At 40.3% G+C, this 24471-nt stretch carries 23 protein-coding genes; 6 read left to right on the top strand and 17 right to left on the bottom strand.

Annotation, left to right across the window (positions count from 1 at the left end):
- Positions 1-9 precede the first annotated feature (9 nt).
- Positions 10-567, bottom strand: coding sequence for a type 1 fimbrial major subunit FimA (gene fimA, locus F938_RS15305; protein WP_005033142.1), 558 nt, complete (start codon positions 565-567; stop codon positions 10-12).
- 753 nt (positions 568-1320) lie between these two features.
- Here fimA and F938_RS15300 point away from each other — a divergent pair.
- From F938_RS15300 to zigA, 3 genes are read left to right on the top strand one after another with little or no spacing between them, the layout of a single operon-like run.
- Positions 1321-2058, top strand: a complete 738-nt coding sequence (locus F938_RS15300) for a D-Ala-D-Ala carboxypeptidase family metallohydrolase (RefSeq protein ID WP_005033141.1) — start codon at positions 1321-1323, stop codon at positions 2056-2058.
- 2 nt (positions 2059-2060) lie between these two features.
- Positions 2061-2465, top strand: a complete 405-nt coding sequence (locus tag F938_RS15295) for a hypothetical protein (protein WP_005033139.1) — start codon at positions 2061-2063, stop codon at positions 2463-2465.
- A gap of 8 nt (positions 2466-2473) precedes the next feature.
- The gene (gene zigA / locus F938_RS15290) at positions 2474-3700 is read left to right on the top strand and encodes a zinc metallochaperone GTPase ZigA (RefSeq protein ID WP_005033137.1); all 1227 of its coding nucleotides are present in this window, start codon (positions 2474-2476) and stop codon (positions 3698-3700) included.
- A gap of 108 nt (positions 3701-3808) precedes the next feature.
- Here zigA and F938_RS15285 read toward each other — a convergent pair whose 3' ends face one another.
- A complete protein-coding gene (locus F938_RS15285; RefSeq protein ID WP_005033134.1) occupies positions 3809-6046 on the bottom strand; it encodes a TonB-dependent siderophore receptor in 2238 nt (745 codons plus the stop codon).
- Positions 6047-6360: 314 nt separating this feature from the next.
- Between F938_RS15285 and F938_RS15280 the strand changes: the two genes are divergently transcribed.
- Positions 6361-7602 carry an NADH:flavin oxidoreductase/NADH oxidase family protein gene (locus F938_RS15280; protein WP_005033132.1) on the top strand — a complete coding sequence of 414 codons (1242 nt, stop codon included), beginning with the start codon at positions 6361-6363 and terminating at the stop codon, positions 7600-7602.
- 1 nt (position 7603) lies between these two features.
- The gene (locus tag F938_RS15275; RefSeq protein ID WP_005033131.1) at positions 7604-8671 is read left to right on the top strand and encodes a saccharopine dehydrogenase family protein; all 1068 of its coding nucleotides are present in this window, start codon (positions 7604-7606) and stop codon (positions 8669-8671) included.
- 605 nt (positions 8672-9276) lie between these two features.
- Here the strand turns inward: F938_RS15275 and F938_RS15270 are convergent.
- From F938_RS15270 to F938_RS15225, 10 genes are all read right to left on the bottom strand, one after another.
- On the bottom strand, positions 9277-10083 hold the full coding sequence (locus tag F938_RS15270; RefSeq protein ID WP_005033129.1) for a type 1 glutamine amidotransferase domain-containing protein: 807 nt from the start codon (positions 10081-10083) through the stop codon (positions 9277-9279).
- A gap of 89 nt (positions 10084-10172) precedes the next feature.
- Positions 10173-10586 (bottom strand): MerR family transcriptional regulator, encoded by a 414-nt coding sequence (locus tag F938_RS15265; RefSeq protein ID WP_005033127.1) that lies wholly within the window; start codon positions 10584-10586, stop codon positions 10173-10175.
- A gap of 199 nt (positions 10587-10785) precedes the next feature.
- Positions 10786-11667 (bottom strand): SphA family protein, encoded by an 882-nt coding sequence (locus tag F938_RS15260; protein ID WP_004829547.1) that lies wholly within the window; start codon positions 11665-11667, stop codon positions 10786-10788.
- Between the two features lie 96 nt (positions 11668-11763).
- Positions 11764-12684 (bottom strand): catechol 1,2-dioxygenase, encoded by a 921-nt coding sequence (gene catA / locus F938_RS15255; RefSeq protein WP_010590966.1) that lies wholly within the window; start codon positions 12682-12684, stop codon positions 11764-11766.
- A gap of 103 nt (positions 12685-12787) precedes the next feature.
- Positions 12788-13849, bottom strand: a complete 1062-nt coding sequence (locus tag F938_RS15250) for an NADH:ubiquinone reductase (Na(+)-transporting) subunit F (RefSeq protein WP_005033121.1) — start codon at positions 13847-13849, stop codon at positions 12788-12790.
- Between the two features lie 11 nt (positions 13850-13860).
- A complete protein-coding gene (locus F938_RS15245; RefSeq protein ID WP_005033119.1) occupies positions 13861-14223 on the bottom strand; it encodes a phenol hydroxylase subunit P4 in 363 nt (120 codons plus the stop codon).
- A 95-nt stretch (positions 14224-14318) separates the two neighbouring features.
- Entirely contained in the window at positions 14319-15845 is a 1527-nt protein-coding gene (locus F938_RS15240; RefSeq protein ID WP_004829543.1) for an aromatic/alkene/methane monooxygenase hydroxylase/oxygenase subunit alpha, read from the bottom strand.
- A 69-nt stretch (positions 15846-15914) separates the two neighbouring features.
- Positions 15915-16184 carry an MmoB/DmpM family protein gene (locus F938_RS15235; RefSeq protein WP_005033116.1) on the bottom strand — a complete coding sequence of 90 codons (270 nt, stop codon included), beginning with the start codon at positions 16182-16184 and terminating at the stop codon, positions 15915-15917.
- 12 nt (positions 16185-16196) lie between these two features.
- Positions 16197-17198, bottom strand: coding sequence for an aromatic/alkene monooxygenase hydroxylase subunit beta (locus tag F938_RS15230; protein ID WP_005033113.1), 1002 nt, complete (start codon positions 17196-17198; stop codon positions 16197-16199).
- Positions 17199-17216: 18 nt separating this feature from the next.
- On the bottom strand, positions 17217-17507 hold the full coding sequence (locus F938_RS15225) for a phenol hydroxylase subunit (RefSeq protein ID WP_005033111.1): 291 nt from the start codon (positions 17505-17507) through the stop codon (positions 17217-17219).
- 415 nt (positions 17508-17922) lie between these two features.
- Between F938_RS15225 and mobR the strand changes: the two genes are divergently transcribed.
- Complete coding sequence (gene mobR, locus F938_RS15220) at positions 17923-19605, top strand: phenol degradation transcriptional regulator MobR (protein ID WP_005033109.1); 1683 nt, start codon at positions 17923-17925, stop codon at positions 19603-19605.
- 264 nt (positions 19606-19869) lie between these two features.
- Here mobR and pcaD read toward each other — a convergent pair whose 3' ends face one another.
- The 5 genes from pcaD to catA (F938_RS15195) form a co-directional block, all read right to left on the bottom strand.
- Positions 19870-20649 carry a 3-oxoadipate enol-lactonase gene (pcaD, locus tag F938_RS15215; RefSeq protein ID WP_005033106.1) on the bottom strand — a complete coding sequence of 260 codons (780 nt, stop codon included), beginning with the start codon at positions 20647-20649 and terminating at the stop codon, positions 19870-19872.
- A gap of 85 nt (positions 20650-20734) precedes the next feature.
- On the bottom strand, positions 20735-21940 hold the full coding sequence (gene pcaF / locus F938_RS15210; protein ID WP_005033103.1) for a 3-oxoadipyl-CoA thiolase: 1206 nt from the start codon (positions 21938-21940) through the stop codon (positions 20735-20737).
- Positions 21941-22074: 134 nt separating this feature from the next.
- Positions 22075-22731 (bottom strand): 3-oxoacid CoA-transferase subunit B, encoded by a 657-nt coding sequence (locus tag F938_RS15205; RefSeq protein WP_004829536.1) that lies wholly within the window; start codon positions 22729-22731, stop codon positions 22075-22077.
- The gene (locus F938_RS15200; protein ID WP_005033100.1) at positions 22728-23411 is read right to left on the bottom strand and encodes a 3-oxoacid CoA-transferase subunit A; all 684 of its coding nucleotides are present in this window, start codon (positions 23409-23411) and stop codon (positions 22728-22730) included. The genes F938_RS15205 and F938_RS15200 overlap by 4 nt, the downstream gene beginning before the upstream one ends.
- A gap of 133 nt (positions 23412-23544) precedes the next feature.
- Complete coding sequence (gene catA, locus F938_RS15195; RefSeq protein ID WP_005033098.1) at positions 23545-24465, bottom strand: catechol 1,2-dioxygenase; 921 nt, start codon at positions 24463-24465, stop codon at positions 23545-23547.
- Positions 24466-24471: the final 6 nt, after the last annotated feature.

Here is a 24471-nt window from a genome sequence, read left to right as displayed (position 1 = left end):
AAAGAATAATTACTCATATTTCACTGTAAAGGTTGCATTTGCATTTGCTTGACCAGGTGTAGTGGCAGCATCTGTAGCTACATAACGTGCACTGAACTGAAGCGTGTTATCACCAGTAATAAGTGTTTTTGCTGTTGAGTAATCCGCACCTGTTAAGCCCAATACTTTTGCAGTGTGGTCCGCAATTTCAATACCGACATTTTTTGCTGCGGTGCCGTTTGCATCAGCAGCAGACACTGCTAATAGCTTAGCGCCAGCTGTACCACCTACAGCATTACCTTGGAAGGCAACCGCTGCAGTTGCTTGAACTGCAGTGTCACAGTCGACAAGTTTGATTTCAAAAGGTACAGCAGTTGTTTTATCACCAGCTTTGGTAAAGCTTGCTGTACGAATTTGACCCAGTGTTACAGTTTGATTTGTAGAGCTTGTACTTACTGCACATGCAGCATTGACAAGATCGCCTTTAAAGTTGACTGTTCCACCTTTTACTTCAACAGCAGCAGCTAAAGCAGATGCAGAAACACCTAATGTAGAGATTGCGATTAAACCTAATGTACTAAATTTCATAGTAAAACCTATTCGTTAAAAAAATTGATATCCAACACTTTCTTTTTGTTTATTGACTTCATTTGTTATGGCATCAATAAACTCTGTTTATTCGTACTGTTTTTAAAAATAGTGACAGATGTAATAAACACACGAACATATTGATATTTACCGCAAGGGAAAACTTTGTATTTTGAACGCGATTAGATTGTATTTAACGACGATTATTATTTTTGTGACTTTATTTTTATTAATTATTATTATTGTGAATTAAGTCTCTAATTTTGTTTATTTTTAATGTTTAAAATCATAATTTAAAATTAAAATTATTATTGAATATTATGTAGATAATGAAAATTATATGTGAAAAATATTATATTTAAAATAGTTTTGAAATATTAATTTATTACGGTGTTGTAATTTTATAAAAAGGTATGCATTTGTTTAGTATTTTTAATTTAAATTAAAATTTATTATTGTGGTTTTTTAAATAGAAACTGGTGGCTGAGAATTTATTTATTTGAGATTGTGGTTTTTGAATAATACATATTTACAAGGCTTAAATGAAAATACTTTTAATCCGTTAAAAAAATAATTTTAGCCGCATTCTTTGGATGACTTGATGCCTCATTTGTTTAAAAAAAATTAACGATTATATGAGTTGCTTGTATGTTGATGCTTTAGGTATATTTGCATTCATTAATTGTTATGTTATAACATAACTTTAAATTGTTGGTGATTGAAGATTGTCTTTTGAGTTTGGATATCAGTGAAATGAAACGATGCTACTTTATTGGATTGATTGGATGCGTTTCGGCATGTAGCCAAAACGGATTAGACTCAAAACAACAGCTCATGACGATCAACCAGTCTTTATCCAAGCTCGTTAGGACAAATCATCAAGTAGATAAACAGCCTATCAAAAACGTGCCGGCTTCCTTTTTGGTGTGGGAGCAAGATGCAGTTAACCAACAAGCGATTGAACATTATAAAAAATTTTTAAAACAACAAGGTATACATACTTATGTGCCTAATTTTGAGTTTTTCCAAACTGCGAGAGATTGGCAAAGATGCAATGCAACTGAATTTGAAATTCCTCCTCAAGCGTTGTGGCGCAATATCGTGCCTACACTCAACATTCTGGACCAGCTGATTGATCAGCAGATTTTGAATGATTTCACAGTGACTTCAGTTTATCGAAATTTAAATCTTAACCGATGCGCCAATGGTGCAAGCGCTTCAAAACATATTTTTAATGCGGCTTTAGACTTTCGAATTGGTTCTGAAATGCCAGATGAAAAAGAATTGGTTGTTATTCAAGGCACAAAAATAAAACTTTGCAAGTTTTGGCATGACTATGGTCAACAACTCAATATGGGTTTAGGCGTCTATCCATCGGGGCAAATCCATATTGATAGTGCAGGTTATCGCACTTGGGGAGCAGATCATCGTTATCACTCATCTCCATGTATGAATACTTTTCTAAACAATCATAAAAAGCAGGATCAATAAAAATGAAACAAGCTCAGGCGCAGCAAAAGCTTTTGCAAATTTTACAGGCAGAACATAAGGCAATGAGCGCATATCAACTTTTGGAAAAAGCCAAGCCTTATGGTTTTCAAGCCCCTATGCAGATTTATAGAGTACTTAAACAACTGTGTGAGCAGAAACTTATTATTAAACTGAATAGTTTAAATCTATATATCGCCACAGTTGCAAATTTGGAAACGCCTTATCAAATCTTAACGGTCTGTACCCATTGTCAACAGGTGCAAAGTATTGTCATTCCCCATTTTGACAGATGTGTCAAACAATCCTTAAACGCAAAAAAATTTAACGCCAAATGTGAATATTTAGAAGTCCTCGGTCAGTGTTTTTCGTGTGTATCGGCGCATGAAAGCCATACAATTTTAAAGTGAGAATGCCAATGAATAACTTATTAGCCACTCCCAAAAAGCTTCCTGTCACTGTTTTATCAGGTTTCTTAGGTGCTGGAAAAACGACTTTACTGAATCATATCTTGAATAATCGTGAGGATCGTAAGATCGCAGTGATCGTCAATGATATGTCTGAGGTCAATATTGATGCTGCTTTAGTTCGAGAGGGCGGTGCAGAACTTTCACGGACCGATGAAAAGTTGGTTGAAATGAGTAATGGTTGTATTTGTTGTACCTTAAGAGAAGACTTATTGGTTGAAGTCCGACGTTTGGCAGAGGAGCAGCGCTTTGATCAATTGGTGATTGAATCTACAGGTATTTCTGAACCTTTACCAGTTGCAGAGACCTTTACTTTTGAAGATGAAAATGGCATTTCACTGAATGAATTTGCCCGTCTTGATACGATGGTGACGGTGGTTGATGCCTATAATTTTTTAAAAGACTATAGCTCTTTGGATAGTTTACAAGCGAGAGGCGAGTCATTAGGGGAACTTGATAGTCGTAATGTGGTGGATTTATTGATTGATCAAATTGAGTTTTGTGATGTGATTGTGCTGAATAAAATTGATTTGATTCAGCCAGCAGAGCAAGAAAAGCTCTTTAAAATTTTACAATCGTTGAACCCTCGCGCAAAAATTGAAATTTCTCAATTTGGTCAAGTGAATTTGGATCGAATTTTAAATACTCATTTATTTGATTTTTATGAAGCGGCACAAGCCCCAGGTTGGCTCAAAGAGTTACGCGGTGAACATACCCCAGAAACAGAAGAGTACGGTATTCAAAGTTTCGTTTATCGTGCCAGACGACCATTTCATCCGCAAAGGTTCTTTGATTTTATTCAAACTGAATGGCAAGGTGTCATTCGTTCTAAAGGTTACTTTTGGTTGGCATCAAATCCTGAGTTGGCAGGATCTTGGTCACAAGCAGGTGCGTTGGCAAGACATGGGGTGGCTGGATATTGGTGGGCAGCCGTGTCTGATGAACATTGGCCAGAAGATCAACACAGTCTGGATGTCATTCAGGGAAACTGGGATGAACAAACAGGTGATGCTCGCCAAGAAATTGTTTTAATCGGACTGGATATGAATCAATCTGAATTAATTAATCAATTGGATGCATGTTTGTTGACGGATACAGAAATGGCATTGGGTGCAGAAAAATGGCAAACTTTTGATAATCCATTTAGTGGTTGGGCGGATTCTATCACAACCCATTAATCCATGATGTATAGCTCAGTCACAGTCTAGTTGTGAGTGTGGTTTAAAAAGAGTGCTTTTAGTCAAGCACTCCTTTATTCTTTTGATCAATGAAAACCTTAGATTAAATTAAAACTTTGCTCTTAATGTAAGGGTAACATTACGCGGTTCACCCCAATAAACGCCGTTATAAAAACCGACATTTAAGTAGTATTTTTCATCAAATAAATTATTGATATTTAGACTTGCAGTCAGCTCATCACTCAATTTATAACTGGCAAAAGCATTTGCCAAGTAATAAGCCTTCTGAGTGACTACACCACCGTTGTAGGCATTTGCAGGTGCTCCTCCCCATCTTTGTGAGATTTCACTTTGCCAGTTGACGCCACCACCTATCGTCAGTTTTTCTGAACCTGACCAAAGATTTTCAGGCAGGGTATAACTGCTAAATAATTTCACTTGGTTTTGAGGAATATTGCTTAAAGCATTAGCATTTGCAGAACTGACACTATTGACATAAGTATAACCAAAACTTAGATTCCAGTTTTCCTGTAATTTACCAATGGCTTCTAATTCAAAACCATTGACTTTAAGCCCTTTGCCCGTTGACATATAGGCAGTATCCATCTCATCAACTTTAGCAATGGTGCCGTTTTTTACTCCTTCACGGTATTCAACATCTTCTACAGCAAGGTCTTTGACATCTGACCAAAATAAAGCCGCACTGGTCAGTAACTTACCGTCCAATAAATCCGCTTTTAAACCAAGCTCACTGGTACTGCCCATTTCGGGATCTAAATAGTCACCAAAGCGATCTCGTCGTGTAGATGGATTGAATACTTTGGTATAGCTGGTATAAGCAGTATAAGTATCATTGAGGTCATATAAAATCCCTGCATAGGGGATGAGCTGGTCAAAATTACGTGGCTTTGTAGGAGAAACAGCAGCGTTAGGATCCCATTTATCGACTTTGTAATCATAGGAACTATAACGTGCGCCTAAAATTAACTTAAGCGGGTCAGTCAGATTTAAACGTAAAGTTGAATATACGCCGTAAAGTTCTGTGGTATTGGTACTACCTGCACCATTTTTTTCATATGTCGGTTTGGGAATATTTCCTGTCCACTCTCGATAATCTGGTATCGCAGCAGGATATGCTATTTTGCTGTTAACACTTAATGAAGTATTTTCACTTTTGAATCCACTATAACCAATGATTAAATCATGTTGGCGGTTTAACAATTGAAATGGACCAGTTGCATAAAAATCAATATTGAGTTTTTTACTTTCAGCATATGGGCTAACCATACTCCATAGACTCAAGCCTTTACCAGTACTAGGGTCTGGAAAGCCACTTCCGCCATAAGCCACGATCCAACTGTTATCCGAAGTGCTGTGTGCAATTGCAGCTTTTACCAACCAATCATTGGCAAAAGTATGTTCTATATCTGCAAAAACTGTTTTATCTGTATTGGCAATTGAGCTCCAGTCCGCAGACAAGCTAAAGTTTCGCGAAAAATTCGCTTTACTTCCATCAGCATTGAAATAGGGCACTGTTCCCCACGTTGAGCCTTTAGGGTCATTGTCTTGATATTGGAACCCAACAGAGGCAGTTGTGTTTGCCGTTAAATCTGCACTGATAATCCCCATCGCGGCTGTTGACTTTAGTTTATAACGATCCATATAAGATTCTTTGTCAGTATAAGCTGCCATGAATCGGCTTCTAACACTGCCATCTTGAGTGAGTGGAATAGAAACATCGGCTTCAACACGGGTGTTGTCCCATGAGCCATAGGTGGAGCTGACATTGCCCTTAAACTCTTTTTCAGGACGTTTACGAACCATATTGATGGTTGCAGAAGGGCTTCCTGTTGAACCTGTTAGACCTGATGCACCTTTGACGACTTCAATACGGTCAAAGAAAAAGCTATCGAAGCGAGGAGCGTTGTCACCTACAGGCATGCCATCAATTTGTCGGTTGCTGATTGCAAAGCCACGGGAATAGTAGTTAGAACGCTCACTGTCATTCTTTGTTGCTGTTACACCAGGAGTGGCAGCAAGTACATCATCCAAAATAGTGAGACCACGTTGCTCAATTTGTTCACGTGTGACTACACTGACAGATTGTGGTGTTTCTTTTAAAGATAACTTGAGTTTCGAAGATGATCGTGATGAATTGGCTTTATAACTGCCACTTCCTTCAGTTTTTTCATCTTGGGTATCTGCTTTGACGGTAATGGTTGGGAGAACAGATAGATCAGTATTGGATGGTTGTTCTTGTGCAAAAGCAGTATGGGAAATTGCACCACATATCAAGAATGACTTGATTGCAATATTTAATGCCGTTTGTCTAAGTTGCTTGTCCATAATGATTAAATTGTGTAAATAAGAATTGTTATTATTATCAATAAGATTGCAAAAAGCTACGCAAATGTCATAATTTATGAATAATTATTTTGATATTTAAAGAGAAAAGAAGATTTAAATTTATGTAATATATTATTTTATATGTAATTTTTTAAAATTAAATACATGAAAATTTATTGTTCATTTCATTAAACTCATAATGATTAAATGTATCAGAAAGTAAATTGATTGGAAGCAAAATTGTTCCAAAAAAAGATTGACATTAAAGTTAACTTTAAACTTAAAGTAGAGCTATACCCAATGAGGCGATAAAAATGAAAGTCTTCGAAAAATTGATATTTCCAAATGGCTCTGAGATTGCCAACCGTATAGCGAAAGCTGCGATGGAAGAAAATATGGCAGATTTAAACCATGCACCTTCTGAAGCATTGATGCGTTTATATCAAGCTTGGGCTGATGGTGGTGCAGGACTGATTATTACCGGTAATGTCATGGTGGATCGTCGTGCAATGACTGGACCTGGCGGTGTGGTACTTGAAGATGATAAACACTTGGATATTTTTAAACGTTGGGCTCAGATAGCACGTTCTCAAGGGGCACAAGTCTGGTTGCAAATCAACCATCCTGGTCGCCAAATGCAGTCCAATCTGGGTCAAGCAACTTGGGCACCATCTGCTGTGGGATTAGATTTAGGCAAAATGTCAGATCGTTTTAGTTTACCAATTGAAATGACTCAAACCATGATCAATGAAGTGATTCAACGTTTCGCTAACACGGCTCGATTAGGTGAAAAAGCAGGTTTTACGGGAGTCGAAATCCATGCAGCGCATGGCTATCTATTGAGCCAGTTCTTATCACCACTGAGTAATAAACGCCAAGATCAATGGGGCGGTTCACTTGAAAATCGTGCACGTCTTTTAATTGAAATTGTCAAAGCGGTTCGAGCCGTGGTCTCAGATCAGTTTACGGTGGCAGTGAAACTTAATTCAGCAGACTTTCAGTGTGGAGGTTTTAGTGCTGAAGATGCTCAACTTGTAGTCGAAATGTTGAATGAATTGGCGGTCGACTTGGTTGAACTTTCAGGTGGCAGTTATGAAGCCCCTGCGATGCAAGGACAAGCGCGAGATGGTCGAACATTGGCACGTGAAGCCTATTTTTTAGAATTTGCGCAAGAGATTCGCAAGATTGCCAAAATGCCCGTGATGGTTACAGGAGGTATTCGCCGTAAACAAGTTGCTGAACAGGTCATAGAAAGTGGTGTCGATATGGTTGGAATTGCTACGGCTTTAGCCATTGATCCAAACTTACCTAATGCATGGAAGCAAGGACAAAATATAACACCAACTTTGAAGCCAATTTCATGGAAGAATAAAACGCTTGCATCACTTGCCAATATGGCAACAGTTAAATTTCAGCTACGTAAACTCAGTTTAGGTAAAAAGCCCAATCCTCAAGTGTCCCCCTTATGGGCATTGATTTTACAGCAAACTGCGATGGCAAGTCGTACTCGTCAGTATAAGCATGCGATGGCAAATATCTTAAAAGCGAGGGGGTAAGATGGGACAAAATCATGATTTGAATTGGATGATTTATGGTGCAAATGGCTATACCGGTGAATTGATTGCCCGTGAAGCTGTTCGACAAGGACTTAGACCGATATTGGCAGGGCGTAATCAAAGCAAGGTGGAGGCTTTGGCACAAGAACTTGCACTTGAGTTCCGAGCTTTTGGATTAGATGATATTGACCTTATCAGTGCACAGTTAAGGGGACTGCATTTAGTGCTACATTGTGCTGGTCCCTTTTCTTTGACATCGAAACCCATGATGCAAGCCTGTATTCAAGCAGGTGCGCACTATTTAGATATTACAGGCGAGATTGCCGTTTTTGAGTGGGCACAATCTCTAAATGCACAAGCACAAAAGGCAAATGTCGTACTATGTCCTGGAGTTGGTTTTGATGTTATTCCAACGGATTGTATTGCAGCTGCTTTAAAGGACGCTTTACCCGATGCGACACATCTGGCATTAGGCTTTGATTCAAAAACAGGGCTTTCCCCCGGAACTGCAAAAACCAGTACAGAAGGAATGGCTGAAGGTGGTAAGGTCCGTAAAAATGGTCAAATTATCAATGTTCCTTTGGCTCATCATGTTCGTCAGATTGATTTTGGACATGGGCAAAAAAGCGCAATGAGTGTGCCGTGGGGAGATGTAGCGACTGCATTTTACACCACAGGAATTCCCAATATTGAAGTGTTTGTACCTGCAGCACCTAAGCTGATTAGGGGAGCGAAAATGTTGAATCACATTCGCCCAGTATTTAAGTTGCAGTGGGTACAGAAAATAATGAAATTACTGATTGGTAAATCGATTACTGGTCCTGATGCAGAAGGACGTGCCAAGATGCCCACTTATGTTTGGGGGGAGGTACGTAATGCACAGGGGCAGACCAAAACAGCAAGAATCCAAACTGAAAATGCTTATAGTTTGACGGTGAATGGTTCATTGGCTGTGGTGAGTTATCTACTTGATCAGCGTGTTAATGGTGGAACATATACGCCTGCCAAATTGATGGGTTATCAGCTTGTTACTCAGCTTCAAGGTTCAGGCGAATTGGTGATTTGCTAATGTTCAAAAGTTGAGAGAAGTGAGATATCGATTGAGTTGTACTTCTTATTCACTCTTAATTGACTTAAAATGTATGAATAAAGAAAAACCAGATCAAGTGATCTGGTTTTTTATAACATCGAGCAATTTTTTTAAGAAATTAATTTAACCTGAGTTCGATAAAAATCATTGATGAAAGATGATACAGCCAAACCTCCTGATTATTCATACAAGTGATTTGGATGATTCATTTATTTCGCCCTTTTGAATCTATAGATGGTCTTGCTATCGTGAAGCGACATGGATGTCGCCATGTTGAGCGGGGGTATATAGGATGTACCCCTCGCTCAACGAAAGATTTTTGTCACTTTTCATCTCTGAAAAGTGAGCCATCGCCTACGCAAAACAATTTAAACTTTAGAAATAAAGCGTGGCTGTGCAAGCCTTAGATCATCAAACAATCTATTGATCGCTTTCATTTTATTGATCAAGAGAAATGAAACGCTATTGATGGTTGCGCTTGCGGAGCACCGCTCCTCATCCTAAAATTGAATGAAAACTCAGTAAGATTCCGCAGAGATTTATTTTTTTCTTCTAGTTAAGGATGTGGTTACGTCGAACTCACATTACTTTAGACTTTTTAATCGTTTTATCACAGCCTCAGCAACTTCTTTACTGGATTGAGGATTTTGTCCCGTGATGATCCTGTCATCAGAAATCACATAAGAGGTGAAAGGGAAAAACCCTCGTTTATATTGAGCGCCGTGTTGTATTAAATTGTTTTGTAAAGAAAAGGGAACTTGAGATTTAATTCCTGACAGCGTTTCCTCAATATTTGCAAAACCGGTCACAGTTCTTCCTGCAATCAGTGGTTGTCCATTTTGTTTTTTTAAAGGCAATAATCCACCGACCCCATGACATACTGCTGAAACAATCCCACCTTGTTGATAAATTTTTTCACTGATCTTTTGTAGGGCTTGATTGTTGGGGAAATCCCACATCGTCCCATGCCCACCAGTATAGTAAACGGCTTGATAATGTGCTGAATCAATTGCATTAGGTGCCAGTGTGGTATTCAGCCGTTGTACAAAATTTGGGTCTGCTAGATGTGCTTTAGCTGATGCATCCATGTAGATAGATTTTAAACTCCGTTCATCCAGTGGAACAGTACCACCTTGAGGGCTGACAAAATCCATGTCGTATCCTGCCGCTTGAGCAACATCATAAAAATGAGTAAGCTCAGTCAGCCACAATCCTGTCGTATCGGAACGTGAGGGATACGTTGCATGATTGGTCATAACCACCAAAATTTTTCCTTTTGATTTTAATGGGTTAGTTTGTTGAGTAGATTCAGATGCAGTGCTTTGACCACTTGCGAATATCACCATAAAAATGCCCATCCACCGATAAAAAAGATTCCAACGTTTAAACATAACAGCTTCCTAATCGTCCACCTGTATTCAATGCTATGCTTAAAGTGAGGTTTAAGGTCAAGCACTTTTATGATTTATAGATAACTGAACTATATTTGTTCCTTTGCATAGTAAAGATTCAGCAAGCGTTGTGCATTTTCCGCACAAGTAATTTCATCAGGTTTGTTATTGATTGCGTGAATCATGGTGCGTAGATTCAGTTTGCTGAGACTTAACTTTTGCTCTAATTCTTCAATATCTTTGATTTTACTTTCCAAAATTCCGATCAATATGTCGTGATTCCATTGTCCAACTTGAGAGGGTAAGAAAGACTTAATTTCATTCAATGAAAAACCGACTTGTTGTGCCTGTTGAATCAAAAAAAGCTGTTTAAGATCATCTTCACTATATTCTCTATAACCATTTGATTTTCTTTTTGCTTTGGGGAGTAGCTTGATTTGCTCATAATAACGAATCGTCGGCGTACTTAGTCCGCTTTGTTTAGATAATTGACTGATATTCATTTTACTAATTTCTTTTTAACACTAAAGTTTACTTTAGGCTTTCACATCATCAAAAGCAAGATGAAAAGATCAATCTGAATTTCATTGAGTGTAAGGGCAAGAACAGTGGGTCAGGGAAAGGATCTTGTATTTTCAGCAGTAGCGTCATGAAAATACAAGATTGGTGAATACCCTATGATCAAAACAGACCCGTTTAAAATTAGAATGCCCAAACAAATTTTAATAATCCGGTATGACCTTCTGGGCGATTTTCAACTTGAGTCTCGGTTAAATATTTCGCTTCGATCGACCAGTTTTTATCTTGATATTGTACGGCAGGACCAACAGCCAAGACCTGACCACGCATACCAATATTGTCACCATGTTGACGATCTGACTTGGTTTGCTTAAACGCATAACCTTCAATAGCAACTTTAACATGATCTGAAAGCTTATAGCCTATACTGTAATCTCCTGCAAAATAATCTCCAGATCGATAATGTGTATCATCGTTTTCTGTATTAAAGCTATAAGAGATTTTCGTAGAAAGGTCTAAACCATTTTCAGGTGCATAGCTATAGGCAAAAATTGGTCGTACGGTATTGTAGTTTTTTCCTATATTGGCAACCAAAGGTTGAGTGATGCTTGCTTTGTCATATTTTCCAGTAGCAAGCACTGTTTCAATTGCGCCAATCCAGTGATGATTACCACGGTGCCAACCAAGCATTGAACCGAGCATTAGGTCACCCAAGGCGGTGTTATGGTCTGACATACCTGCTGCTGAAAGGCGCAAATCGACCATCGGTTGAATCGCATAGAATCCAAGTTGACCTCCCCAATAGTTTTGCTCTGTCATCCAAACCAGTCGAGGAATAAAAGCATTGACGTCTAAATGGAAATTGGGAGGACCTTGATCAAAATGTCCTGCATGATAATTTTGATAATAAGTCAATAAGTAAACACCTGGTGGAGGTAAGGCACCTGCCATCATACCTTCTGCACCTAAGGCAAATGAGTCTGCACCATTTTCCGTAGCATGAGCGATGTGCGTGCTTAAACCGAGCATTAATGTAAGTGAAAGTTTTAAGATGAGTTGTTTCATAGAAAATCCTTTTCAATGATATTTTTATGACATCGAGCTGTACCTATAAGCTTCTGTATAGGTACATTGTGTTAGATGAAATCGTGATGTTTGAGGTTAAGCTGCTGCTCGACGGCGATTAACTTCTGTTGAGGGAACTTGTTGAGTGTCTTTGACCAATTGAAAATGAAAGTTAATGTGCTTAAAAGGCTGATCTAAATTATATTTTTTAATCTCCTCAACAGCTGTAACTTCACTTGCCGTGGCAATTAAGCCTTCACGTGTGGCAAAGGCAAAGTCATCCCACAGGTATTTGTCACCCTCAATATTGAATTGGGTGGTGAGTTTGCGATAACCCGGCGCAGAGACAAAGTAGTGAACATGAGATGGGCGATTTCCATGACGTCCCAGCAAATTGAGTAGCGCTTGTGTCGTACCTTCGGGTGGACAGCCATAACCCACTGGCATAGTGGTTTGCGCGACATATTGACCATTGGTATCTGTGAAAATACTACGGCGCAAATTAAACTCAGACTGAGATTTATCAAAGAAAGAATAATTGCCTAGACTATTGGCATGCCAAATTTCTACTTTGGCATTGGGAATTTTATTTCCAGCCGTATCTGTGACAATACCTTCAATAATCAACGCATCAACATGATCCGATTCAGAACCATCATCCATACGTGCAAAGCCGACAGATTCAGGTACACCTGCAACATATAATGGACCTTCGATCGTGCGTGGTGTTCCGCCTGTAATACCAGCTTTTGCATCGGCCTCATCAGCACGCAGATCTAAATAGTGTTCTAAGCCTAATCCTGCTGCCAACAGACCAAGCTCGTTGGCTTGACCAGCATCGGTAAAATATTCTAACCCTTTCCAAAGTTCAGTTTGAGATATATCCAAGTCTTCAATAGCTTGGAACAAGTCTCCAAGTAGGCGAACCACAATTTGCTGAACACGTGGATTTACTTCACCTGTTGCAGTGTCTACATTCATTTGTTGAACTAATTTATCTATTTCTTGGCGGTTCATCATCATCTTCCTTTGATTGATATGACTGTCGGGAGTGATCTTGTTTTGTCGAGATCACTCAACTGTATCTTTGACTAAAATTGTATAAAGACATGCGTTAGGTCTAAATGTGTCTGAAAAGTGCTGAACGTGATTGTTCCTTTGCACCATCCGCAGCACTCAAGAAACGTTCAGTATGAATATCTTTTTCAAACAAACGGCTTTGCATCAGTGTAGAAATAGCTGCATCAATCATCGGAGGCGGTCCACATAAATAGGCTTTGTGTCCACCACATTTGTGCTCGAAATAATTGGCTACAGCTTCATGAACAAAGCCTGTAAAACCTGTCCAATCGTCTGCTGATTTGGGTGCATTAAGCGCTGGGATGTATCTGAAATTTGAATATTCTTTAACAAGCTGTTCAAATTTTTCTCGGTTATACAATTCAGCCAGATCACGTGCGCCTTGGAAAAGATATATGATGCGTTGATCACCTTGTTCAAGCAGATCCATGATCATGGATTGCGGACTAGACAACCCCGAACCGCCTGCGATAAAGATGACATTTTGTGGGTCAGACTTACGTACAAAGAATTGCCCATATGGACCTGAAAGTACGAGTTTATCTCCCAGCTTTAACTGTTCATGGATATACTGTGTCCCCTGACCGCCCTCGACTTTACGAATGTGCAATTCGATGATATTGGTTTCACTGGGTGAGTTTGCAATTGAAAATGCACGAGTCCCTTCGACATTGGGGATATGGAGATTGATATATTGTCCAGCTTGAAATGCCATCTCACGATCAATTTCAAAACGGATGCCCTTAATCGTCGGTGATAAGTCGGTTATTTCGACCACTTTTGCTTGGTAGTCTTGAACCAAGTAACCTAAGAAATCCTCATCTTCATCCACATCTGCCTCGATGATCATGTCAGATTCAGGTTTACAACAGCAGGCCAAAACTTTATTTTCTTCTCGTTCAATATCCATCAATGCAAACGGTGAAGCCTCACCAACATCGTAGAAACCGTCTGTGACTTGGACTTTGCAAGTCCCGCATGTGCCATGCCCACAGGCAAAGGGTAGCCAAACCCCTTGGCGTAATGCCGCATCCAAAATAGTTTGATCTTGCTCTACTTCAATCGTGGTACCGATGGGTTCGATGGTAACTTGATAGCTCATCTTCATTCTCCTTAAACGTGTGTGCCGTTGTAACCCTGTAATTCAGGCGTAACAAAGCGTAGGAGTGATTTGTGATCAAAACCCAAATCCGCTAATGATTTAGAGAAGTCCACGTTTAACCGTTGCTGGTTAAGGTAAAACTCAACTTTTGACCAATCAATATTTGCAAAGTCAGGATGTTGCTCGAAACCTACTTGAATCTGTCCATCAAGCAACTCTTGAAAAGTTTGATGAGCTGAAACGACAAAAGTATGGGCAGAACAAAAAAGTGTATGATGGTCCCAACCAATAAATAGCAGCATATTGTCGCCGTATTTTTGCTGGAGATCTAAAGGTTCAAATTGATAATTTTCTACAATCGCTTTTACGGTCATGGGGTAATTCCTCAAATTTTTTGAATAAATCCTTGAGAGGATGCAGTCGTTAGCGACGACATCCGTTCCTTGTTGCTGTTGTTTTGAGTGGTGGATTAAGCCGCGTTACCTTTCCATTTTTTCCAGCGTTTTTGGTCTGGGGAACCTTCTATGTCAAGATTGTCTGCACCCACATTGAAATTGTAGTAGTCCCTTAAAATGCTTTCTAAGTCAGGACCACCGCAATTGCCTTGTAAAATCTGATGAACAGGCAACCAAGCTTGGATGTATTTTTCAGGCTCTCTTTCAAAAATGTCATGGCAGCCATCTGAACAGGTATGGTAGCGTTCGTCTTGGTAAATTGACTCACGATAACTGAACATGGTTTGGTCGCCATCCATCTCTGTAAATGTCATTGGAATTTGGCAGACTTGGCAAAGTTGTGGTAAGCCTGCGCTATAGAAGCGTTTACCTTCGGCTTCCATTTTGCGTGCCAGTTCCCAGCGTGGGCGATAGTATTGGTCAAAAGTGTCAGGGTATTTTGCAGATAACCAATCCATTTCTTCATCTGTTGGAATCCAAGTATGGAAGCCAGCCGCATGACCAAAGTTATAGAAAATCCACCATGCTTGGTGTGATACATGCTCTTTTTCTTTGGTGATGACCTCACTGTATTTCGGCATACGAATGCCATAGCGACTAAGGTCTTTGAATAATGCACCACCTGCTTCTTCAAAGTAGGTTTCCCAAGCTTCTTTCCATGACATGACTTTATTTGGCAACATATAGTCCATCATCATGCCGACGATGGAGAGCAAACGGGTGCCACGCCAGAACCATTTATCAATCCATTCTTGAACGATTGGCACATTATCTTCATGCTGTTCAAGTAAGAATTTTACGATTTCTAAACCGAGTGTCATGTGGCGTGCTTCATCTGATTGGGCACTAAAGCCAAAGGTGACAGTTGCCATATCACCGTTATAGGCGGCGCCTGACATAAATGGTACGAATAACAGATTGGTCAGTACATATTCAAAAGCAAAACTGATCGCCAATAAAAACTCAAACGGTCCAGCTGAACGGGCATCTTCAAAGAATGATTTCGGAACGGATAAATACCAAACACGATCATGCATATGTGCCCAATCTTGGAAACCGTCAAAGAACTTGTTGTAATGACTCATCGCGTGAATCTGGGTTTGTACATGACGTAATTCATCAATGGATTGCATCTGTGAAGCAATCCGAGCGCCGATTCCACCAAATTGGCGTCCAACATGTGCATAACCCTGATAAGCTTGATATTCCAACGGAGTCACTGCGGTTAAAAACAGTTTGATGGCATTGACATAACGTTCATTCGAAACATTCATTTGTCCATTGTTTTGCGCAAATGCATCAAAAATGGCATACAGTTTCTTTTCTTTTTCAGCTTGGTATTTCCAATAGGCATCCATGGTTAAACGGAACGGGTCTTCCCATTTTGACCAGTCAGTGATTTTGATGCCTTCGAATTCTTCATAAGGAAAGGCATCTTTTCGATCTGCATAGGAAAACTCCCAGTCCAGATCACGGGTCAATATTCGATAACGCTCTTTGGCATTGAGTTTTTTATTGCTGACTTTAGCTTGGCTATTCATTTTGATTATCCTTTCAATGGCTTGAAGCTGCCTGCTTCTGATGTTTTGCTTTGATGTAGGGCGACGGGTTTAATTCCACTTCAGGGTAAAACTGTCATCATCTTCCTCTACATTGCCACCCAATGTGATCATGTTGAGTTGCAGTTCTTGAATGTCCCAATCCTGTCCGAGCTTTTCTGATACTGTTTCAGCTCGAATCACCAAAATGCTTGTACTTTCTACACGTATCATGGCTGGGAGATATTGGATGTTTGCTTCAGGATTGTCCTGTTCAATGGCTTCAATGATGTAACGTGAGGTGTCATTGTCTTGTAAGGCTAAATAAACTTTAGAACTCATGATGGCAATTCCTTATGCTGCTGAATCAAGTAAAACCAAACCTGCCTTTTTACTGCGTTCTGAAAGAGCATTCAGTGCAGTATCAATATTGCTGTCAGGTAGTGCGTTTTGTGCCCAACTTTGAAATGCCAGTTGAACGTTTGGAAGCATTTCGGTTATCCATGATTGAATTAAAGTTTTGTTTTCTTCTGATTCTGAAATAGCAGTTTTTAAAACACTGTCAGACCACTTTCGTAAATCAGTTAAGCAGTCTTTAACAAGTTCGGTGAGGATGGCGATATCACGCCCACCATGTTCAACAAGCCATTGATCGAGTTGTCCAAAGACCAGTTCTTGTAAGAAGGTGTCGATCAGCAGATTTTGCAGGATGTAGAGTTTGAACCAATCTTGCTCTGTCAGGCTGTGTTCGCAAAGTTTGCGTAGAGGTTGCCACCTCTCATCATTCATCCAAGCTTGTTTCGCCTGCGCTAAGGATTCACCTGTATGACCGTCGAGCATCAGACCGATACGGGAAATATATTGCGCCATCCCTAAACGATCCATTGCTGCAAAAATACAGGCTTGGGTGATCACGGTTCCATAGCCATAAGCACTCCCTGACATCATGTGTAAGTTGGCAGTCTGTTCGACATAGCGAAATGGTAATAAACAAGTGATGATTTTTTGTTTGACTGCATCACTGAGGTTGTCAACCAATTGACGTTTTTCAAAAAATGAATAATTACTTTCAGCAGTATCTTGCATACGTGCGCGATGTTGCACATAAGCACCATAGTAGAACTGACGAGGATCCTTAAATGCATACCAGTCTTGCATTTTCAAAGCTGTATGGGTTTGATCATTTAACGTTTTTTCAGGCTTCCACAATGGACGATAGTGAAAGTTGGTGGATGCCTGTACATCAAAACTGACTTCCTGATAACGGGTGGCAGGTTTGCTACCAAAGCGACGTTCGATATAGGCATAGCTTTGGCGAATCGGCTCTAAATTGGATGTTTTAATTTCTAAAGTCATTTCATTCTCCTTTTCGACTTAAGCCTGATCTTCTTGATCAGCATATTGGCGCGTATGATTGAGAACAGTGGGTTCAATGCCGTAGCGCCATTTATCTTCCTGCGCGTCATTCCAAGCCTGTTGTTCTGCGGTCATTTCAATTACTTGGTTAATTTCACAAAAGTGCTGAAATGCCTGTTGGGGTAAAACCAATTCAACAAATAGGGTTGGATCATGAATTGCAAAATCAAACTCAACGAATTTGGCATAACGATCACCAGTAATTCGAATGTATTTCACCAGTGGGTGAGGGGATGTGGCATCTACCATAAGTGGAATCCTTTTGGTCAACATCAACAACAGCTTTGATGCAGAGCGTCATGCTCTTCGGATAATTCCCTGTAGATATTTCAAAAGTCGTGCCAACTTTATTTTTATATTTAAATACAATTGTTTAAGGTTTTTTTGCCGATTGAAAGAGGTGAGGTTGATTGAGATATTCATCAAATGATGAATACTGTTTGAATCAGATTTCATCAAAACAATAAACACCTTATTGATTGATCCATTCGTTCATTTTTTATTTATGAAATAAGATTTTTTTAAGCGACTGATATAGCTCAAAATTAAGATAATATACCTCTAAGGTATAAAAATATAAGAATAAGGTAGTAAAGCTTTTTAGTCGGAATTAGGTAATATCAAGGTTGCATTCACAAAAGACATATAGCCAAGGATGGATATCATGCCCCAAGCCAAAAATGTGAAGGTATATAAGCAGATACTTGAACAAAACAAAGATATTCAAGATCTATTAGATAAAATCGTTTTTGATACCCGACATGGTCAAATCTGGTTTGATGAAAATCGTATGTTGTTGATGCATACCAGTATCATGGGGTTTTTAAGAAAAGATTTGTTTCAGATGTTAGGGCTTGAAAGAACCAAACGTTTTTTTATTCGTTGTGGTTATCAGGCTGGCATGCGTGACGCAGAAGTGACCTCTAAACTTCGCCCCAATTTAAATGAAGCTGAAGCATTTATGGCGGGACCACAAATGCACGGTATTCGTGGCATGGTGCAGGTAGAAGTCAATGAGTTGCACCTCAGCCATGATCTAAAGCAGTTTTATGCGGATTTTAATTGGCTGAACTCATTTGAAGCTGAAGTTCATTTGAGTGAGTTTGGTTCTTCCGATGAACCAGCTTGTTGGATGCTCTTGGGTTATGCTTGTGGTTACAGTAGTTTTGTGATGGGACAGACCATTATCTATCAGGAAACACATTGTGTCGCTCAAGGGGATGACCATTGTCGAATTATTGGCAAACCTTTAAGTGAATGGGAAAATGCTGATGAGCTTATTCGTTTTATGTCACCAGATCCTGTTTCAGATGAAATCATTGCCTTACAGGCTGAACTCAATGCGTTGAAAAAGAATATTTACACAGACGCAGAAAGTGATTACACCATGTTCAATGCGGTGGGTGAATCAGTGGCTTACCGTCAAGTATGTGATTTACTGAAAAAAGCAGCAGGCAGTAAAGTGGCTGTTTTATTGCAAGGTGAAACAGGTGTAGGTAAGGAAGCATTTGCTCGTGGTATCCATAATGCCAGTCAGCGTAAACTCCAACCTTTTGTTGCGGTCAATTGTGCTTGTATTCCTCCAGATTTGATTGAGTCAGAACTTTTTGGTGTTGAAAAAGGTGCATTTACAGGGGCGACTCAATCTCGAATGGGAAAATTTGAACGTGCTCACGGTGGAACGATTTTTCTTGATGAAGTTATTGAGCTTTCACCACGTGCGCAAGCTGCATTGTTAAGAATGTTACAAGAGGGTGAGTTTGAACGGGTAGGAGATACTCGTACACGTCAAGTTGATGTCAGAATTGTTGCAGCAACCAATGAGGATTTGGAACAAGCTGTGAAAGATGGCAAGTTTCGAGCAGATTTATATTATCGCCTTAATATTTTTCCTGTTTTGATTCCACCTTTACGTGAGCGTAAAGAAGATATTCCTTTATTGATCAATCACTTTTTGGCACGGTTTGAAAATATGTACGACAAAACATTAAAAGGCTTAAGTGATAAAGCCAAAAGTTTCGTGATGAAATATGATTGGCCGGGCAATATTCGTGAATTAGAAAATTTGTTAGAACGTGCAACGTTATTGACGGATCATCAACAGGAAATAAAATTAGACAGTTTATTTCCACAGCAGAAAGATGTGGAAAGTACATCTCATTCGACAAACATGAATATCAATATTGATGAATTATTGACTGAACATTTTTCCTTGGAACAATTTGAACAAGACATTATTCGCACTGCTATGGACAAAAGTCGCCAAAATGTTTCAGAAGCTGCTCGAATTTTGGGAATTAGTCGGGCGACCTTGGATTATCGATTAAAGAAAATTGATCTACTATAAAGAGATCAGCATGCATCGAGATGACAACAGATTCAATCCATAGCTATATCGCCATATGAATTTATTTAATAAATCAAAGGTTTGAATCATATTCAAAACATCTTGGTGCAGTTTGTCTACTTTATGGCGAAGCTAAGATGTTGAGTGGAAAGAATGAGACTTCGCATGTAAATTAATATTCTAAAAACCAATGAATTGAACAGTAAAAACTCACCAGTGTGAGTTTTTATTTAAAACTACAGATTCAAAGAAGATTTAAAATCATCAAGAGACTAGAAAATCTGCCAAGGCTTGATTAAATTGTTGCGGTTTTTCTACATTGGAAATATGAGATGCTTCAATCACAAAGAGTTCAGACTCAGGGATTTGCTCCTGCATAAATTGCCCATCTACAACAGTCGTCACTGGATCCTGTGCACCAGCAATCACCAAGACAGGTACCGTGATGCTATTGATTCGAGTGGTTAAATCCGCTTTAGCCAAAGCCTCACAACAACTTGCATAACCCTCTGTGCTGCTAGCTGCGAGGTCGTTACTCATGGATTTTACAATCGCTGTTTGACTTTGGATAAAGGGCTCGGTAAACCAACGAAGTGCTGCTGTTTCTGCAATCGGGGTTAAGCCTTGCTCACGTACCAATTCGGCACGTGCTAACCAAGCAGATTCCTGACCAATTTTTGCAGCAGTATTGCAGATCACAACATGGTTAAATCGTTGCGGATGATGAATGGCTAACCATTGACCTGTTAAGCCACCCATTGAAATTCCGCAAAAATCTGCTTTTTGAATATTGAGCTGATCCAATAAATGAATCACATCTTGACCCAACTGTTCGATAGAATAGGGTCCTTGGGGTGCTGTCGATTGCCCATGACCACGGGTGTCATAGGCTATGACAAAATGATCTTTTTGAAAATATTCAATTTGTGCCTGCCACATACTCAGTTGAGTACCCAACGAATTGGAAAATACAAGGGCAGGCTGAGTCGGCTTACCCCATGTTTGATAATGAATGACAGCATCATCTGACTGAAATGTTGGCATAGAAACTGATCCTTTTGCCTGTTTGATGATATTGAAAGACCAACAACTTTAATGGTTGGCTACAAAATCTTGTTTTAAATTAAAATTAAACGCGTTGAATAATCATGGCGATGCCCTGACCCACACCGATGCACATTGAACACAAAGCATATTGCCCTTGAATCTGTTCAAGTTGGTTGAGGGCGGTTGTCACCAAGCGAGCGCCTGATGCACCCAATGGATGCCCCAAAGCAATCGCACCACCATTCGGATTGACCCGTGCATCATCATCTGCCAAGCCTAAATCACGAGTCACCGCTAAAGCTTGGGCAGCAAAGGCTTCATTCAGCTCAATCACATCCATCTGCGCCAAACTCAGATTTGCCTGTTGAAGTAATTTCTTGATCGCTGGTGCAGGTGCAAAACCCATGATTCGAGGTTCTATACCCACGGTTGTCGCTGCAATGATTTTGGCACGTGGTTTTAATTGATACTGTGTAACGGCTTGATCTGATGCGATCAGTAAAGCGGCTGCACCATCATTAATTCCTGAAGCATTGCCCGCAGTTACCGTACCTTCTGCTTTCACCACACCTTTTAATTTTTGTAAGGCTTGCAATGTGGTTGACGCTCGTGGATGCTCATCTTGATCCACCAACAAAGCATCACCTTTACGCTGAGGAATGGTCACAGCAACAATTTCTTGTTTAAAGAATCCCTGTGCCTGTGCTGCTGCTGTACGTTGCTGGCTGTTCAATGCAAACTGATCTTGATCAGCACGGTTGATGTTAAATTGCTCAGCCACATTTTCAGCGGTTTGTGGCATGGTTTCTACACCATAGATGTCTTTTAGCTTTGGATTGATAAAGCGCCAACCCATGGTGGTGTCTTCAATTTTTTGGCTACGCCCAAAAGCACTCTCGGATTTGCCCATTACATAGGGTGCTCGACTCATGCTTTCCACACCACCAGCAATGATCAGATCGGCTTCATTGGCTTTAATCGCCCGTGCTGCCATCGCAATCGCATCCAGTGACGAACCACATAAACGATTGACTGTAGTTGCAGGCACTTCAACAGGCAGCCCTGCCAATAATGCAGACATACGACCCACATTTCGGTTGTCTTCACCTGCCTGATTGGCACAACCATAAATCACATCGTCGACTTTTTGCCAATCCACGCTAGGGTTGCGTTGCATCAAGGCTTGAATTGGCACTGCACCTAAATCATCCGCTCTTACAGCTGCAAGTCCACCCGCATAACGACCAAATGGAGTTCGAATGGCATCAATGATATAAGCATTTTTCATGTGTTTTTCCTTAAATAATCTCCCCCTTGCGAAGCAGTGCTTCTCATCCTTTAAAAAGGAGAGAGACTTCAGCCCATTATTTATTTAGGTGAAGTCCCCCTTTAACAAAGGGGGATTTAGGGGGATTTCATCCATTAATTCTGCTGTGTCGCATCAACCAATTCAGCACCCGTCATCGACTGCAATTCTTCAAAGCTGAGACCCGCTACTTTTTCAATCACTTTTAAACCGTCTGGAGTCACATCAATCACACATAGATCGGTATAGATACGGTCGACACATTTTTTGCCAGTCACAGGATAGGTCAGCTCAGCCACGATTTTGGGTTCGCCTTGTTTGGTGACATGGTCAGTGGTGATAAAGACTTTTTTGGCACCGACTGCCAAATCCATTGCACCACCTACCGCAGGAATCGCATCAGGTGCGCCCGTATGCCAGTTGGCAAGATCACCATTTTCAGCAATTTGGAATGCACCCAATACTGCGATATCCAAGTGCCCACCACGCATCATGGCAAAAGAATCGCCGTGATGGAAAAAGCTTCCGCCTGTGAGCATGGTGACAAATTCTTTGCCTGCATTAATCAGTTCAGGGTCTTCTTCGCCTTTGGCAGGGGGTGGACCAAAAGCCAGTAAACCATTTTCAGAATGTAGGAATACATCTTTGTCTGAAGGTAAATATTTCGAGATTTTGGTCGGTAAACCAATACCTAAATTCACATAAGCGCCATCGGGAATGTCTTGTGCAACACGTTCTGCAATTTGGTCACGGCTTAGTTTTTGGTAACTCATTGTGCTTCTCCCTGTCCTGCATTGACAGCAACCACATGCTGTACAAAAATCCCGGGTGTAATGATATGTTCAGGATCAAGTTGACCGAGTTCTGCGATTTCAGAAACCTGTGCAATGGTGACATCCGCCGCCATCGCCATAATCGGTCCAAAGTTTCGTGCAGATTTGCGGTAGACCAGATTGCCCCAACGATCGCCTTGATGGGCTTTGATCAAGGCAAAATCAGCTTTGATCGGATACTCAAGCACATAGTCTTTTCCGTCGATCTGACGGGTTTCTTTTCCTTCGGCAAGCAATGTACCAAAACCTGTTGGTGTGAATACTGCCCCTAAACCCATCCCCGCTGCTTGAATACGACATGCCAAGTTTCCTTGAGGAACAAGTTCTAATTCAATCTTGCCTGCATGATAGAGTTCATCAAATACCCATGAATCAGACTGGCGCGGGAATGAACAGATGATCTTACGTACAGCCCCTGATTTGAGGAGTTTTGCCAAACCATAATCGCCATTGCCTGCATTGTTGTTGACAATGACCAAGTCTTTGATGCCAAGCTCAATCAATCCATCAATCAGCTCTGCGGGTTGTCCTGCGGTTCCAAAGCCGCCAATCATAATGGTTGAACCATCCTTGATTTTTGATAGGACTTCCACCATGGATAAAGAACTTTTATCAATCATAAGACTTAACCTTTGTCTATGTTTCCAAATTGCTATGCATAAATGAGTCAGAACATATTTATGCATAGCGATCTAAAACAGGTCATGAGATAAACGCTGTTATCTCACGACCTCACGCATAAAAAATTTCTAATTAAGCACTTGCACGGCGACGATCTACTTCAGTCGTTGGTGCATCTACTTTTTCTTTTACTAATTCAACATTGAAAGTAATGTGTTTGAATGGTTTGTTAACACCACGACGAGCAAGTTCAGCTTCATCAGTGACATCTTCAGCAGTAGCAACTAAACCTTCACGTGTAGCAAATGCAAAGTCATCCCATAGGTACTTGTCACCTTCAATATTAAATTGAGTGGTGAGTTTGCGATAACCTGGTGCAGAGACAAAATAGTGAACATGCGATGGGCGATTTCCATGACGTCCCAGCAAATTGAGTAGCGCTTGTGTTGTTCCTTCAGGTGGACAGCCATAACCCACTGGCATGGTGGTTTGAGCAACATACTGACCATTGGCATCAGTTAAAATACTGCGACGTAAATTAAAATCAGATTGAGATTTATCAAAGAAAGAATAGTTGCCTAGACTATTGGCATGCCAAACTTCAACTTTGGCACCTTCAATAATGTTGCCATCTGCATCTGTGACTTTCCCCTCGATAAACAGGGTATCAACATGATCTGATTCAGAACCATCATCCATACGGGCAAAGCCGACAGATTCAGGTGCACCTGCAACATATAATGGACCTTCGATCGTGCGTGGTGTTCCACCTGTAATACCAGCTTTCGCATCGGCCTCATCAGCACGCAGATCTAAATAGTGTTCTAAGCCTAATCCTGCTGCCAACAGACCAAGTTCGTTGGCTTGACCAGCATCGGTAAAGTATTCTAAACCTTTCCAAAGTTCAGTTTGAGATATATCCAAGTCTTCAATAGCTTGGAATAAATCTCCGAGTAGACGAACCACAATTTGCTGAACACGTGGATTTACTTCACCTGTTGCAGTGTCTACATTCATTTGTTGAACTAATTTATCTATTTCTTGGCGGTTCATACTGAT

Origin of the sequence: Acinetobacter bereziniae LMG 1003 = CIP 70.12 (genome assembly GCF_000368925.1) — a bacterium.
Taxonomy (GTDB): domain Bacteria; phylum Pseudomonadota; class Gammaproteobacteria; order Pseudomonadales; family Moraxellaceae; genus Acinetobacter; species Acinetobacter bereziniae.
This window is presented reverse-complemented; position numbering and strand designations above follow the sequence as displayed.